This is a genomic window from Luteibacter sp. 9133, assembly GCF_000800155.1.
Taxonomy (GTDB): Bacteria; Pseudomonadota; Gammaproteobacteria; order Xanthomonadales; family Rhodanobacteraceae; genus Luteibacter; species Luteibacter mycovicinus.
In genome coordinates, this window is sequence record NZ_JUHO01000001.1 from 4,370,528 (window position 1) to 4,385,878 (window position 15,351).

The window sequence follows — 15,351 nt, forward strand, 5'->3', positions numbered from 1 at the left end:
ATGTTGGCGACCCGTAGCGAACTGATCGAAAAGATCCGGCTAGGCGAAGACAGCTTCCTGGAACTGAAGGAAGTCCGGTTTGCCGGCGACAAGATACGAGGCCCTTCACAGAACGACCTTGCCGATGAACTGGCTGCGTTTGCCAACAGCTCGGGCGGCGTGTTGCTGCTGGGCGTGGAGGACAGAAGCCGCGAGGTGATCGGCATCGAACTGGACAGGCTCGATGCCGTGGAGGCACTGCTGCGCCAGGCGTGTGAAGACGCGATCAAGCCGCCATTGGCCCCAGTCATCGAACGCATGACCTTGCCCGATGCCGGCGGCGTAGAGCAACCGGTCATCCGCGTCGAGGTCCTGCACAGCCTGTTCGTGCATCAAAGCCCGGGCGGCTACATGCAGCGCGTTGGCTCATCGAAGCGCCCCATTCCGCCTGACCAACTGGCACGTCTGTTCCAGCAGCGCAGCCAATCGCGCTTGATTCGCTTCGACGAAACGCCCGTCGCGCGCGCCACGCTGGCCGACCTGGACGAAGCTTTGTGGCGGCGCTTCGCTCCTGCACGAAGTGCCGATGCACCTGAGATTCTGCTGGGTAAACTTGCGATGGCGGCGCACGATGATCAAGAAGGCGTCTGGCGCCCTACAGTGGCGGGCTTGCTCATGGGGAGCCATGTTGCACAGCGGTTCCTGCCAGGCGCATTCATTCAGGCCGTGGCATACCAGGGAGCCAATGTTTTGCCCGCTGGCGAAGCGATGTACCAGCGCGATGCACAGGACATCACCGGGCCATTGGACCAGCAGATCATCGACGCTTGTGCCTTCGTGCGCAAGAACATGCGCGTGGCTGCCTACAAACACGCGCAAGGCGGACGCGAGGATCGTCCACAATTCGACATGCTGGCGGTGTTCGAGGCCGTGACCAATGCGGTCGCCCACCGGGATTACTCCATGGCCGGTGCCAAGGTGCGGCTGCGTCTGTTCGACGACAGGCTGGAGTTGTATTCGCCCGGCATGCTGCCCAACACCATGACTCCGGAGAGCCTGCCGCTCCGCCAGGCAGCCCGCAACGAGGCGTTGACCAGCCTGCTGGCGCGCTGCCCTATCGACGATGACACACTGGCCGTACACCGCCAGCACATCATGGACAAGCGCGGAGAAGGCGTGTCCATCATTCTTGAAACGAGCGAGCGGCTGGCGGGCCGGCGCCCCGAGTATCGTCTCAACGACGACAGCGAACTGATGCTGGTCATCTACGGCGCACGTATGGAGCAGGAACCATGAGTTTGAAACCTTGGCGTGAGATCGCCGTCCCCCATGAAGATGTGCTCAAGGGCACCTTCCAGCAGGCCGAGTTCGCAGCCGACCTGTCCCGCGTGCATGCAGGTACAGCGACTGCTGAATACCAGAACGCTTCGCTGTTCTTCGAGCGCACCTTCATTACCGAAGGCATGCGCCTGTTGCTGGACTCGGTGGTGAAACGGCTGTCGGGCCGTGGCGGCGATCCCGTCATCCAGTTGCAGACGGCCTTTGGCGGTGGCAAGACGCACACGATGTTGGCGGTCTATCACATGTCCAAGGGTGAGGTGGCGGCCAGTGATTTGCAGGGGGTGGCCGCCATCCTGGATGCGGCGCAGGTAACGGAGCTGCCGCGTGCCTGTGTCGCGGTGCTGGATGGGATCAAGTCCTCGCCCAACCAACCCCTCAAGCGAGATGGTCAGGAAGTACGCACGCTGTGGGGCGATCTGGCTTGGCAGCTCGGGGGCGCGGAGGGCTACGCGCTGGTGGCCGAGGCCGATGCCTCGGGAACCTCGCCTGGCAAAGCGGTGCTGGAGACACTGCTGGCACGCTGCGCACCTTGTGTGATCCTGGTCGATGAGTTGGTCGCTTACGTGCGCCAGTTCGAGGAAGGCAAGGCACTGAGCGGAGGCACGTTCGATTCCAACCTGTCGTTCGTACAGGCACTGACCGAGGCACTGAAAGCCGTGCCCACAGCGGTGCTGCTAGCCTCCCTGCCGGAGTCCGACAAGGAGGCAGGTAGCCAGCGAGGCGTAAAGGCATTGGAGGCGCTGTCGCACTACTTTGGCCGTGTGCAGGCCCTTTGGAAGCCGGTGGCAACAGAGGAGGCTTTCGAGATCGTCCGCCGCCGTCTTTTCGCCTCGATCAACGACCGGTTGGCGATGGAGTCTGTCTGCCGCAGGTTCGCCGATTTCTATGCGGATAACCGCGACGACTTTCCACAGGAAACCCAGGATAGTCGCTACTACGAACGGTTGGTCCATGCCTACCCGATTCACCCAGAGGTATTCGACCGGCTGTACGAGGACTGGTCCACGCTGGATAACTTTCAACGGACGCGTGGTGTGCTCAAGTTGATGGCCAAGGTGATCCATCGCTTGTGGAAGGACGGCAACAACGATCCATTAATCATGCCCGGTAGCTTGCCGCTGTACGACGCCGATACGCGCAACGAGGTGATCTATTACCTGCCCCAGGGCTGGGATCCGGTGATCGAGCGCGATGTGGATGGTGAGCGCGCCGAGACCACGGAAATCGAGAACAAGGACACCCGATTCGGCAGCGTGCAGGCCTGCCGCCGCTCGGCGCGCGCCGTATTCCTGGGCAGTGCGCCCAGCACCACGAATCAATTGGTGCGGGGCCTGGAGTTGGAGCGTGTGATGCTCGGCGTCATCCAGCCCGGCCAACAGATCGGCCTATTCAAGGACGCGCTGCGGCGGCTGTCGGACCGGCTGCATTATCTCAACCACGCCAACAACCGCTTCTGGCTCGATACGCGGCCGAACCTCCGGCGTGAAATGGAGGAGCGCAAGCGCCGCTTCCAGGACCGGGAAGACGTGTTCCCAATGGTTCGAGAACGTGTGCAGCGCGCCTTTGCCAGCGGAGTTTTCGGCGGCATCCATGTGTTTACGGACAGCGGCGACGTGCCTGACGATTGGGCATTGCGCCTTGTGGTGCTGCCACCCGATGCTGCCTTCAGCAAGAGCGGCCAGAGCCTGGCCATCGACCGTGCTACCGAGATCCTCAAGAAGCGTGGAGATCAGCCCCGTTTCAAGCAGAACAGGTTGATCTTCCTGGCGGCCGACTACGATAGCGTCAGCCGGCTGAAGGACCACGTTCGCTCTTACCTGGCATGGCGCAGCATTGTTGCCGATTACAAAGACAACCGTATCGTCCTCGACAACCTGATGGCCAAGCAGGCGAGTGCTGCCCTGGAGCAGGCCGAAGAAACTGTGCGCCGCATGATCCGCGAGACCTACAAATGGATCGTAGTGCCGATGCAGGAAGCCCGGCCCGGCAAAGGCTTGTCCGAATTGCGCTGGGAACACTTCCAGGTCAATCCCGGCGCGCAGAACTGGTCGCAGGAAATCGAGCGCGTCCTCAAAGAGAACGAACTGCTCATCAGTGAATGGGCACCTATCCATCTGGCTAAGGTGTTGAAGGACTGGTTCTGGAAAGAGGACATCAAGGAGGCCAATGCTCTCAATGTGTGGCAGCAAAGCTGCCAGCAACTCTACCTGCCACGCCTGAAGGACGATGCGGTCTTTCAGATGACGATGGCCGCAGGCGCCGAAAGCCGAGACTTTTTCGGTTTTGCACAAGGTAAGGAAAATGGCCGCTACATCGGTTTTAGCTATGGCAAGAGAACTTCATTGATCATGGATGGCTCGTTGTTGCTGATTGAGCCGTTTGCCGCTGGGGCCTACTTGGAAACATTGCGCGCGGCGGAGGAAGCATCGCGGGCCAAGGCAACTACCACAGGCACCGATGGCGTGGCACCCGTAACTACTGGTGGAGGTGACACACCTCGTGTCAATGAGCCGATCGGAGGCTATCCCACTGGGACTGGTGCTGCGGACCCCGCCGCAAAGAAGCAGTTCTACGGCAGCATTGACCTGGATCCCATCCTGGCCAAGAAGCAGTTCGCCGACTTGGTGGATGAGGTGGTCCAGCAATTCACCTTGCGTCCTGGCGTGAAGGTGAGGATTGCCATCGAGATTCAGGCCGACTCCCCTGTTGGGTTCGACGAAGGCCTTCAGCGTGCGGTGAAGGAGAACTGCAATGTGCTGAAGTTCAAGAACGCTGAATTCGAGGTTGGAGACTGATGTCTGCTGCAGACGAGCCTTTGTGGGTGTCGCAGAGGCGAATGACCGGGCTGTTCGCTGGCGATGCACACCGTCGGCAAGCACCTGAAGCAACTATCCGGATATTCCGGATAGTTCAATAGAGCAAAGAACAAATGAAGCATCAGGTTCCCAGATAGATCGCCGTCACTGCCGCCCGCTCATGCCCGAGTTCACGGCTGATCTGCTGTCGGGCGTGTTGGTCACTCATTCGCTGGCTAGTACTGAGGTGAGCGTTAGCAGGACCTCCCGCAGCAGGTGCCTCCCAGCCCGTCAGTACTTGATACCGCATCTGCGTATACCGATGCCGCAACCCATGCATGTTACTCAGTCCTGCCGCCTTGCACTGCCCGTCGTAAACATGCCGCTGCTGGATGTAAGTCTTGTGCGATGGAATCAAAGATCCCAGGCCCGCCAGGCGATGAGCCTCATTCAGCACCGCACGCTGTTCCGGCGTCGTGATTGGCACCGTCCGATCGCGCCCGCCCTTGGCCCATGAGCCCTTGATGGCGATATGGTCGCCACGATCAGCATAGCGAGGCTGGAACTTGATGGACTCTTCCCGCCGCAGACCAAAGGCAGCTTGCAAACGCAGGCTCATGCGGACATGAGGGTCAGTGATGCGGTCCAGCCTGTCGCCCAATTCTCTGGCCTTGCTTTCATTGGTCACATAGCGCCGCTCTGGAATGCCCAGTTTGGTGTTATCCGCCGGCAGGATGCCTGCCTTGCCGACCTTCTCTGCCCACCAACGCAGGTGCGCCATGCGGTTCTTCAGAGTGCCGGCCGACAGGCCTTCGGCTTGCCAGCGTTGCAGCAGCGCTTCGACATGCTTGCCCTTCAGCGAGGTGGCTCGCATCTGACGGAATCCCGCTTCGCGCAGTTGGCGTGCAGCCAGGCTCAGTGAGCGCTGCCGGTCGGCCTGAGTGGCGTGGCTGCCGTCGCGGTTGCGCTGGCAAAGCTGGCGCAGAGTGTAGGTCAGGTCGTCCATCGCGGTGTTGTTTCGTCGGTTGTCGCGGCTGAGAAGCAAACGGTCAGTGTTTTTGCCAACTCGCCAAGGCGAGATCCCCGAAGGGCAAGGGCCAGGCGCTCAGTTCACCTGTGGCCTCGAATGAGGCGTCCGCCGTGCTTCCTGCAGGAAGGCCAGGCGGAGGAGTTGCAAGGGACGACGACGCGATGTGCTGGGATGAATACCTCCTGTGGAGTGATGGAAAAAGGGCGCAGGCATGTCGTGCCAGGTCGGGGCGACCGGCAATGAACGCGGTGTATGGCAAAACGCCAACTGGCACTGGACGACAACGATTGGCGGGATGAACCACGCCGAAGATGAGGAAGGCTCTGCCCGTGGGATGGGCGGCACACCGAACGAGCCTGAGTGTGCCTGGGAGGGTTCCCGTCCGGCGAGCCGGATTGGCGCTGTAGGAACCTGCGCCATCGGGGCAACCGTATGGGACGGCATGAAACGCTGGCGAGCTGTTTCATGTGGTGCTTGCAGCCCCGCACCAGGGTTCCGATGTTCATACCCACCGGCAGGTCGTTGCAGGGTCAGTGTGCCGGGGCATCATCACGCGCGCCGCCATCAATGCGATGCCGCGCCAACCCGCATTGTTGCTGCAGTCCGCCGGGCCGTCACTGCGGCGAGCAGTGACGGCCCTCGGTTCTTACGTTGCGCCAGCAGGTCCGAATCCACCTGCAGCAGGCAGATCGCCAGGTTGAACTAGATGCCCGTTGCCAGTCAGGTTCTCGATGATCTGCCCGATGGGCTGTGGCGGCAGCTTCAGCATGCGCTGGATCTGTTCCAGATGCCGCTGTGCGACTTCGCGCGACGCGGGTTTTGCTGCCTGGCTGCTGGGTGATGGGTAAAGCACAGCCGATGGTGCATCAGGCGGGCTGCTGCTGACTGCCGGTTCGGGCGTCTGCTGCGGCACAGACTTGCGTGCTGCCCAGAGCTTGAATATGCCGTCTACCGCCTTCTTGATCAGTCCATAGAGGTAGGCGATGGCGTTGTGTACGCCACCGGATTCGCAGCGTACATCCCATTCGGCCAGCACTGCCCGACGCTGTTCCAGGGACAGGCCCCGGAGGCGCGCCATCAGGTTCCGTTGTTGATCCTGCGGCAGTTGTCGGAACCGCCTCGGCATATCTGGTCCAGACATTTGCACTTCGGACCGTGGCCGGTACGTATGTACTTCTTTCAATAATTCTTTTTCTACAGTACTTATTGTTGCCGCAGATGCCGGAACGGGCTTCGGAATGTGGGCACCGGTTTCGGGCGCGAGGGAACTGCCGGGTCCGCCGGAATCGTGGTCATCGCCATGGTTGCACAAGCACTTGATCCGCTCCCGCATGGCGGCAGGCAATTTGTCCAGCCGATTCGGATCACGCATGGCCTCATCGAGGATGGACTGCGCCAGTTGGCGGATCGTCGCGCTGGCATGGCCAAGCGCCCGTCCCAGCAGCGGCAGGTAGTCTTCGTCCTCCAGGCAGGTCTCGTCGAACGCGAGCGGCTGGTTGCGCACCGCATAGCGGCTGGCCATCGAGAAGCCGGTCATGGGATTGCGGCGGTATTCGACCAAGGCGATCCACGTGGACAGCCGCAGGCACAGCACGGCCCTGGACACGGTTTCAAGGGCCGCCCGCTTGCTGCCCGGTGCGCTGGGCAGGTATTTGCGCAGCGCGTCGTAGCTGAGGACCACGGTGCCATCGCTGCTGGCCAGCGCACGGAAAGTCAGCCAGGCGTTGCGCTCCAATGGCGTCAGCCGCTCATCGAGCAACAGGGCTTTCGGGGTGATGATGTCTGAAGTTTGGTGTGACATGGTGAGGCTCCTGTCGGTATCGGCCAACTGGCCAAAGGAACCGTCATCTCACTCCGGCATCACCGCTGCCGCAGCCAACAATCCGAACTGCGCTCATCCCGTTTTTCGAGCTGAAGGAGGACAAAACATCCTTGGTCTTCCGAATCAGGAGGTGGAAAAACGAGCCTGTTGCGCATTGGACGTTGGCGGACGTCGATGGTTGTGTTCACTGCCTGCTGATCAGGTTGTCCGCTGACACATCGCATCGGTAACGGGAGAGCGAGAAGCGTCCATGGAGGGCCATCCGCTGCTACTAAGGGACACGCTTGGTATTTTGGTCCAAGAATAGGTCCAAGCGCGTTGCGGGGCCGCCGCTAATTCCTTGAAAATCAAAGATATGCGTCATAAATGCCGCTTCTGCATCGGAAAATAATACGAATTGCCGGCGCGTAAGCAAAAACGGCAAATCGACTATGCCGGCTAAATCCGATGTGCGACCCAATCGACGGAACACTCGTGAATGCGACGCGCCGTAGGCCGCCAGGGACCGATGTCACTTGCGAATCTTCTCAAACATTCGATACGGTCGGTCCCGCATGACGCAGACCTGCGCATGCGATCGACGTCAAGAGACGCTTCGGCGCCGCCGAAGCATCGGTATTTCTGAGTGAATCACAAGGAGCACTACTGTGGCGCAAGATATCGAAAAGAACGACGTGCTGAACCTCCAGTCCCTGGAAATTGACTGGGAGGATCTGTTCCACGCTTGCCTCTCGATTGCGAGCTCGACCAGCACCGCTAACGACGGCGGCTGTTGATAAAAGATGGGCGGCTTTGGCCGCCCATTCTTTTTTGCGCGCCGCAAAGGCGCAGCGATAAGCGACTGAGCGTCGCAGCCATGGACAGAGGTGCAGATGGAATCGTCACCGTTCTTTGCCTATTCGTTCCTCAGCCCGATTTATCACGAGAACATCTATTCTTACGAGCCCTCCCACGAGTTCCTCGACGTGGTACGCGCAGCGCTCGGGGAACGGTGGAAAATAAGGGAAAGGGGCTTCTGGGCGAGCTGCTCGCCCGACGATCGCGAAGATCTCGAACACGGGTGGAAGATCCACCTCTCAAGTACACAGGCCAATGCGGTGGAAACACTGACGATCGTCGCGGGGATCATGTCCTCTGCGCGGATCGCCTTTAAATTTTGCGCCGACCGTCGCATGCTCAAGATGTCACTGGGCAAGGGCTGGTCGCGCTTTCAGATCGGAAAGTTCATCGCCATCTATCCCAGAAATGTCGATGAATTTGCGGCAATTCTTGTCGAACTGCACGCTGCAACGTCGCACCTGCACGGCCCCTACATCCTCACTGACCGGCCCTATCGGGACAGCAAGGTCGTTTACTACCGTTACGGCGTTCATCGCGGCAAGCCATCGGTGGATGCGACAGGACGCAGTGCCTCCGGCTTCTTCCTGCCGGATGGTTCCTGGTACAACGATGTGCGCGGTCCCACGTTTCGGTTACCGCCCGGCATCGTCGACCCGTTGCTCCAACGCCCACAAGAACTTCCTTCTTCCACGGCCACCGTAAGAAAGCCGGATCAGCCAAAGACCGTCCGCCTCAAGGATCGCTACGTCATACAGGGCGCCATCAAATTCAATGCAACCGGCGGCATCTATCGTGGCATCGATACCGAAACTCAACGCGAGGTAATCGTTCGCGAGGTACGCGGCAAGCTGGGACATCTGGAGCGGGAAAGTGAGGACGACCCGGCGTTCATCCTGAAGCGTGAAGCGCGGGTGCTCAAAAAACTGTCTCACACCGGCCTGGTGCCAGATTATATAGATCTGTTCCAGGCATGGGACCATTGGTTCCTCGTAGTAGAGAAGCTGGACGCCATCTCCCTTTGGGGCCATTCGATGGAGTTCTATTTCTCGAACGAGTATCAAAGCACCGGATTCGGTCTCGACCGCATACTGTCCTCCATTCGCGAAATCGGTGAGGGGTTGCAGGTTATCCACTCGCACGGCGTCGTGCTTCGTGACCTGACCAAGAACAACATTCTCTTCACCAAGAGCGACAAGCGAATCAAGTTTATCGATTTCGAATTCGCGTTCGAGGTGGACGACGCCGGTCCGTGGGTGCAGGGATGGACACCTGGCTACGCTTCCGCTGAGCAGGCGTCGGCACAACGACCATGCGTCGCCGACGATTGCTACGCGTTTGGCGTGCTGATTCTGGACATGCTCACTTTCAGCGCTGCGGGGCTCGAACTCGGACGCGAGAACATCTTTCGGAAACTCGCGCTCGTGCTGTCCGATCTTGGACTTCCTGCGGAGTTGATGACGCTCATCTTGGGACTGATGCACACCGAGCCCGATCGTCGCTGGAGTGTTGCTCAGACGCTCTCGTTTCTCGAAGCCATCGATCTGCCCCTCGTCCAGCGCAGGATGTTTCCCTCGCGCGAACAGCTTCTCGACGTCGCCTCGCCATCCCCAGACCTGGTTAGTCGGATCGACGATGTAATCACGGGCGTGGAGGTGTTCCTGGACTCGACGATGGACCTGGCACGCGAGGATCGGTTGTGGCCTGCCTCCCCGGAGGTCTTCGTCACCAACCCCGTATCGTTGGAGTATGGCGCGACGGGCGTCGCACTGTTTCTGCTCCAGCGGCAAGGCGCTATCAGCGCACCTGTGCTTGACTGGATAGAACGGCGGGCCGCGGCGAAGCTGTGTCCTCCCGGTCTGTATTCCGGCTTGTCCGGCGTGGCCCTCGGTCTGCTGCTAGCGGGCCGACGGGACGCCGCAAGGGCCATGATGGCCAGGGTCGCCGACGACGGGCTCGTCTTCGACCGTGCGGGCCTTTACTACGGATGTGCGGGCGTGGGCCTGACCTGGTTGCACTTCTGGTCGACGACGGGCGAAGAAGCCTTTCTTGATGAAGCCATTCGCATCGGGGACTGGCTGCTCGGGCACGCCGTAGATTCGGAGCGCGGCCTGTCATGGCCTACGGGAGACAAGACCTATCTTGGCCTCGCCGAGGGTCAGTGCGGTGTAGCGCTATTCCTGCTTTACCTCGGGTCAGCGACCGGACGCGATGACTTCGTCGCGTCGGCCGGACGCGCGATCGATTTCGATCTCAGCTACGCGACGCGTGTCGCGGGCAGGATCGTCTGGAAGGTCCACACGAATTCGAGAGAGCATGCACCAAACCTCCCCCATCACAGGTACGGCTCTGCTGGAGTCGGTGCTGTGTGCATCCGTTACTTCGCGCTCACTGGCGACCGGCGTTACCACGACATGGCCGTCGACTGTGCACATACGGTCAGGACGCGTATGTCGAACAAAATCTGGCAGGACGAGGGCAGCGCAGGCTACGGTGAGTTCCTGCTCGACATGGCGTTTTTTCTAAACGAGCCCCGGTTCAGGGATATCGCCTTCTACCAAGCTGAAGCCATTCTTGCGCATGCGCTCGATCGGCCCGTCGGCATGGCGTTTGGCGGACTCGATCATTACCGGATCTGCGCTGATTACAGTTACGGAAGTGCGGGTATCGGGATATTCCTGGACCGCTTGTTGAACGGCACGAAGCGTTTGTTGATGCTCGACCACCTCCTGCCAGCGCGTGTGACGACATCGCGGCATGGAGCGCGTCACGCGGGCATCCCGGCGCGATCGGCCCCTCTGGGTCAGCAGGCTTCCGCAGCCACCCGGCTAGCGGTCCGCTTTTCAGCCGCCACCGATGCCGCCCAGATAGCGAGCCCCGCCAGCGCCAGCAAACTTCCCACCCATCCGGGCGACGTCCACCCGTAACCGCCGGCGATGGCCAGGCCGCCCAGATACGGCCCGAGCGCATTCGCGGTATTGAAGGCGGAATGATTCAGCGACGCGGCAAGACCCTGCGCATCGCCCGCCACGTCCATGAGCCGTGTCTGCAGCACCGTACCGAGTGCCCCACCCACACCAATGAAAAACACGTCGAGGCTCAGCAGCCAGATATTGCTCGCGGTGAACGGGAAGATCGCGAGGATGACCAGGCTCCACAGCAACAGCGCACCGGCCGTGCGCATCAGCGCGCGATCGGCGAAGACGGGCACGACCATGTTGCCGACGGTCATGCCGACGCCGAAGACGGCCATCACCCAGGGCACGCTCGACAGCGGCATCCCGGTCACGCTGATAAGGATGTCGGCGAGGTAGGTGTACACAGCGAACATGCCGCCGAAACCGATGGCACCGATCGCCAGCGTGTACCAGACCTGCGAGCGTTTCAGCGCACTGAGCTCGCCAAGCGGACTGGCCTTCGGATTGGCGGGCGTCCTGGGTGCGTAAATCGCGACGGCGAGGATCGTCAGCAGGCCAAGGACGGCCACCAGCGCGAACGACCAGCGCCAGCCCACCAGCTGACCCAGCCAGCTGGCCAGCGGAACGCCGACGATGGTGGCGCACGTGAGGCCGAGGAACATCTGGCCGACCGCGCGCGTGCGCCGGTTGGGGGGAACCAGCGATGAGGCGACCAGGGCGGCGACACCGAAGTACGCGCCATGCGGCAGGCCAGCCAGAAACCGGAACACCAGCATCCAGTGGTAGTTCGGCGACAAGCCGGTCAGACCGTTGAACAGCGTGAACATCGCCATGAGGATCAGCAGCAGGCGACGGCGCGGCACGCGCGCGCCGAGCACGGTCATCACCGGAGCGCCGACGACGACACCCAGCGCATAGGCGCTGATCGCGTGGCCTGCGGTCGGCGCATCGATGCCCAGACCCTGTGCGAACAGGGGCAGCATGCTCATCGAGGCGAACTCGGTCGTGCCGATGGCGAAACCGCCGACGGCCAGCGCGAGGATCACCAGGCCGACGTGAGGCGCGCGGACGGGCGCGGTGCCCGGATCGAGGACGGGGGCGGAACCAGACATGAGGGGTGCTTGGGGAGATAGGTGGGCCGCGGCGTCATGGTGCGTCGCAGCAATAGGCCTAGGATACGCGGTCGGGCGGCAGGACGGGAGTCAGCTCTGCTGGCGACTCAGGCGCCCGCGTGCTCGCGGATGTATTCGATGAACGCGCGAAGGGCCGACGTGACTCGCCGCTGGCGCGGGTAATAGAGCATGAACCCCGGATACGGCGGGCACCAGTCCTCCAGCAGACGGACCAGCTTTCCGTCCTCGACCAGTGCCTTGACCTGATCGTCCAGCACCGCGGCGATGCCGATGCCTGCGACGGCGGCATCCAGCGCCAGACGCATGTCGCCGAAGGTCAGCCGCCCGCGAACGTCCAGTTCGAGCTTGGTCGAACCCTGCTCCAGTTCCCACTTATAGACCCGCCCGCTGGGAAATCGAAAGCGGATGCAGTTATGGCGGAACAGGTCGTCGGGGACCAGGGGGCTGCCGTAGCGGGCGAGATAGTCAGGCGAGGCGACGATGGCACCCCGCTGCGCACCGCCGATCGGCACGGCGATCATGTCCTCCGGCACCTGCTCCAGGAACCGGATGCCGGCGTCGAAGCCCGAAGCGACGATGTCGATCAGGCCATCGTTATCCACAGCTTCAAAGTGAATGTCTGGATATGTCGCCAGAAAACGAGGCAGCAGCGTCGGAAGCAGGAGCTGCGCGGTGACGCGTGGCATGTTGATCCGCAACGTACCGGCGGGCGCCGCGCGGAAGTTGTTCATCTCTTCCAGGGCGTCGTTTACGCCAAGCAGCGCCGGCTCCAGCCGCTCGAGCAGCCGCTGACCCGCTTCCGTCAGTGAAACGCTGCGCGTGGTGCGATGAAAGAGAACCACGCCCAGCCGTTCTTCCAGCCCACGGATGGCATAGCTGATGGCCGACGTGGACAGCGTCAGCTCGGCGCCCGCCTTGCGGAAGCTGGCGTGCCGGGCGACGGCGGCGAATGCCGCCAGATGGGAAAGGTTGTCGGGACGCATGATTATCAAGGATACCTCAACGATACATGCCAGAATTCCCGTTGGCCCGCAGGATTGTTGAGGCTTTATCGTTACCCGCTTTCCTGACCCACCTATCGAGGATGACTCCCATGATCGAAGTCCGCGGATTTGCCGCCAAGAGCGCCACGACGCCCCTCGTTCCCTTCACCTTCCAGCGCCGCGACCCGGGTGCGCACGATGTGCGCATCGAGATCCTCTACAGCGGCGTCTGCCATTCGGATCTGCACCAGGCCAAGGGCGACTGGGGTAACTCCGTGTTCCCGATGGTCCCGGGCCATGAAATCGTGGGCCGCGTCGTCGCCGTTGGCTCGGCCGTCAGTAAGTTCAAGGTCGGTGACTTCGCCGGCGTCGGCTGCATGGTCGATTCGTGCCGCGAGTGCGATTCCTGCAAGCAGAACCTCGAGCAGTACTGCACGACGCACACCAGCTTCACCTACAACGGCACCGAGCAGGACAAGACCACCCCGACCCAGGGCGGTTACTCCACCGAGATCGTTGTGGAAGAGCGCTTCGTGGTGAAGATCTCCGAGAAGCTTGATCTCAAGGCGACCGCTCCCCTGCTCTGCGCCGGTATCACCACGTACTCGCCGCTGCGTCACTGGAAGGTGGGCCCGGGTCAGAAGGTCGGCGTCATCGGTCTGGGTGGTCTCGGCCACATGGGCGTGAAGTTCGCCAAGGCCATGGGCGCGCATGTCACGATGATCACCACGTCGGCCTCCAAGGGTGAGGATGCGAAGCGCCTTGGCGCGGACGCCGTGCTGCTTTCGACCGATGCCGAAGCGATGAAGGCCCAGGCCAGCAGCTTCGACTTCCTGCTCAACACGGTGCCGGTGTCGCACGACATCAACCCGTACACCAGCCTGCTCAAGCTCGACGGCACCATGGTGCTGGTCGGCGCACTCACTCCGCTCGACGGTGTGATCGGTGGCAGCCTGATGCTCCCGCGTCGCACGATCGCCGGTTCCGCCATCGGTGGCATGGCGGAAACGCAGGAGATGATGGACTTCTGCGCCGAGCACAACATCGTGTCGGACATCGAAGTCGTCGACATGAGCTCGATCAACGAGACGTATGTGCGTCTGGCGAAGAACGATGTGCGTTACCGCTTCGTGATCGACATGGCGACGATGCCGGCTTGATCCTTGCTGGCTTGAGGTAACACCCGTCGCCAGCAGGCTGGCTCATGCACGGGCATGTATCCTTGCTCTTGTAGGAGCCAGCCCTGCTGGCGATTCACGGTGACGAACCCCCACCTGTCCCGCTATCTTCAGACCCATCCCCCGAAAAGGATCCGGTTTGAAGCGCTTACTCCGTTATCTCGGCATCTTCCTCGCTCTCGTCGTCCTCATCGTGGCCTTCGTCGCGATCACCGCATGGCCGAACATCGGCGCATGGCCCAGCAAGACACCGACGGCCGCCGAAGTGACATCGCCGCAGTGGCACGGTCGGAGCTTCGCCAACCCCGCACCGATGTTCATGAACCTCAAGGGTGGCATCTGGCAGATCCTGCAGTCGAAGCCCGGCGAGGAACCCGATGCGCCGGTTCCGACGATGGACTCGTCGGCGCTGTACGCCACGCCTCCGACGAGCGGTTTGCGCGTCACCTGGTTCGGCCATTCGTCTTCGTTACTGGAGATCGACGGCGTCAACGTCGTGATCGACCCTTTCTGGAGCGAGCGCGCATCGCCCTTCCCCTGGCTCGGCCCGAAGCGCTGGTACGAACCACCCGTCCCGCTCGATAACCTGCCGCGAGTCGATGTCGTCGTCGTATCACACGATCACTACGACCATCTCGATCGCGCCTCCGTGCAGGCCTTCAACGCACGCGGCGCACGATTCATCGTGCCGCTCGGTATCGCGGCGCACCTGATCGACTGGGGCGTGCCGAAGGAAAAGATCACCGAACTGGACTGGTGGCAGGACGCGCACGTGGGCGCACTTCGTATCGTTTCCACACCGTCCCGTCATGCGTCCGGTCGCCTCGAGGCGCATAGCGATGCCACATTGTGGACGGGCTACGCATTCATCGGTCCCGACCATCGCGCGTTCTACTCCGGCGATACCGGCATGAATGACACCTTCGCCGATGTGGGTGCGAAGTTCGGTCCCTTCGATGTCACGCTGATCGAAGACGGTCAGTACGACGAACAGTGGCCGGACTGGCACCTCGGACCCGAGCAGGCGATGCAGGTGCACGAAGAGGTTCGCGGCAAGGTGCTGATCCCCGTGCACTGGGGCCTTATCAAGCTGGCGCATCACGGTTGGACCGAACCCGCCGAGCGCATTCTGGCGGCGGCACGTTGCAGCAAGGCCGAGGTATTGATTCCGGAACCCGGACAGGCCGTGGAACCGACGACGCATCCGGTGGTCCCACGCTGGTGGCCGAAGGAGCCATGGTTCACGGGGGTGCAGCATCCGATCGTCGCGTCACGCGACGGGGACCCTGCCCATAAATTCGATACTCCTATTTGTCCTCCCACAAGCTGACGTCT

At 61.6% G+C, this 15,351-nt stretch carries 9 protein-coding genes and 1 pseudogene; 6 read left to right on the plus strand and 4 right to left on the minus strand.

The annotated features are described in order from the left end of the window. Complete coding sequence (locus tag FA87_RS19040; RefSeq protein ID WP_043696848.1) at positions 1–1,275, plus strand: ATP-binding protein; 1,275 nt, start codon at positions 1–3, stop codon at positions 1,273–1,275. Beyond that, the gene (locus FA87_RS19045; protein WP_043696850.1) at positions 1,272–4,115 is read left to right on the plus strand and encodes a DUF499 domain-containing protein; all 2,844 of its coding nucleotides are present in this window, start codon (positions 1,272–1,274) and stop codon (positions 4,113–4,115) included. The genes FA87_RS19040 and FA87_RS19045 overlap by 4 nt, the downstream gene beginning before the upstream one ends. Before the next feature lie 142 nt (positions 4,116–4,257). Here the strand turns inward: FA87_RS19045 and FA87_RS19050 are convergent, their stop codons facing one another. Next, positions 4,258–5,121 (minus strand): phage integrase N-terminal domain-containing protein, encoded by an 864-nt coding sequence (locus FA87_RS19050; RefSeq protein ID WP_043696853.1) that lies wholly within the window; start codon positions 5,119–5,121, stop codon positions 4,258–4,260. A 670-nt stretch (positions 5,122–5,791) separates the two neighbouring features. Further along, positions 5,792–6,946: an STY4528 family pathogenicity island replication protein gene (locus FA87_RS19055; RefSeq protein ID WP_043696856.1), complete on the minus strand. Its 1,155-nt coding sequence runs from the start codon at positions 6,944–6,946 to the stop codon at positions 5,792–5,794. A gap of 668 nt (positions 6,947–7,614) precedes the next feature. On the opposite strand from FA87_RS19055, the gene FA87_RS21350 reads away from it, so the two are divergent. Both FA87_RS21350 and FA87_RS20545 read left to right on the plus strand, forming a co-directional pair. Continuing rightward, positions 7,615–7,743: a hypothetical protein gene (locus FA87_RS21350; protein ID WP_255349727.1), complete on the plus strand. Its 129-nt coding sequence runs from the start codon at positions 7,615–7,617 to the stop codon at positions 7,741–7,743. A gap of 405 nt (positions 7,744–8,148) precedes the next feature. Further along, positions 8,149–10,500 (plus strand): annotated as a pseudogene (locus FA87_RS20545) (lanthionine synthetase LanC family protein); the annotation flags it as partial. 107 nt (positions 10,501–10,607) lie between these two features. On the opposite strand, the gene FA87_RS21235 reads toward FA87_RS20545, so the two are convergent. Together FA87_RS21235 and FA87_RS19065 are read right to left on the minus strand one after the other, a co-directional pair. Further along, entirely contained in the window at positions 10,608–11,834 is a 1,227-nt protein-coding gene (locus tag FA87_RS21235) for an MFS transporter (protein WP_043696859.1), read from the minus strand. Positions 11,835–11,941: 107 nt separating this feature from the next. Further along, a complete protein-coding gene (locus tag FA87_RS19065; protein ID WP_043696861.1) occupies positions 11,942–12,838 on the minus strand; it encodes a LysR family transcriptional regulator in 897 nt (298 codons plus the stop codon). A 110-nt stretch (positions 12,839–12,948) separates the two neighbouring features. On the opposite strand from FA87_RS19065, the gene FA87_RS19070 reads away from it, so the two are divergent. Then, positions 12,949–13,998, plus strand: coding sequence for an NAD(P)-dependent alcohol dehydrogenase (locus FA87_RS19070; protein ID WP_043696863.1), 1,050 nt, complete (start codon positions 12,949–12,951; stop codon positions 13,996–13,998). A 157-nt stretch (positions 13,999–14,155) separates the two neighbouring features. Then, a complete protein-coding gene (locus tag FA87_RS19075) occupies positions 14,156–15,346 on the plus strand; it encodes an MBL fold metallo-hydrolase (RefSeq protein WP_043696866.1) in 1,191 nt (396 codons plus the stop codon). Positions 15,347–15,351: the final 5 nt, after the last annotated feature.

What these genes read in the sequence shown, in the direction of transcription:
- FA87_RS19065 (WP_043696861.1), bottom strand. Translation starts at nt 12,838, where the DNA reads ATGCGTCCCGACAACCTTTCCCATCTGGCGGCATTCGCCGCCGTCGCC.
- FA87_RS21235 (WP_043696859.1), bottom strand. Translation starts at nt 11,834, where the DNA reads ATGTCTGGTTCCGCCCCCGTCCTCGATCCGGGCACCGCGCCCGTCCGC.
- FA87_RS19050 (WP_043696853.1), bottom strand. Translation starts at nt 5,121, where the DNA reads ATGGACGACCTGACCTACACTCTGCGCCAGCTTTGCCAGCGCAACCGC.
- FA87_RS19040 (WP_043696848.1), top strand. Translation starts at nt 1, where the DNA reads ATGTTGGCGACCCGTAGCGAACTGATCGAAAAGATCCGGCTAGGCGAA.
- FA87_RS19055 (WP_043696856.1), bottom strand. Translation starts at nt 6,946, where the DNA reads ATGTCACACCAAACTTCAGACATCATCACCCCGAAAGCCCTGTTGCTC.
- FA87_RS19070 (WP_043696863.1), top strand. Translation starts at nt 12,949, where the DNA reads ATGATCGAAGTCCGCGGATTTGCCGCCAAGAGCGCCACGACGCCCCTC.
- FA87_RS19045 (WP_043696850.1), top strand. Translation starts at nt 1,272, where the DNA reads ATGAGTTTGAAACCTTGGCGTGAGATCGCCGTCCCCCATGAAGATGTG.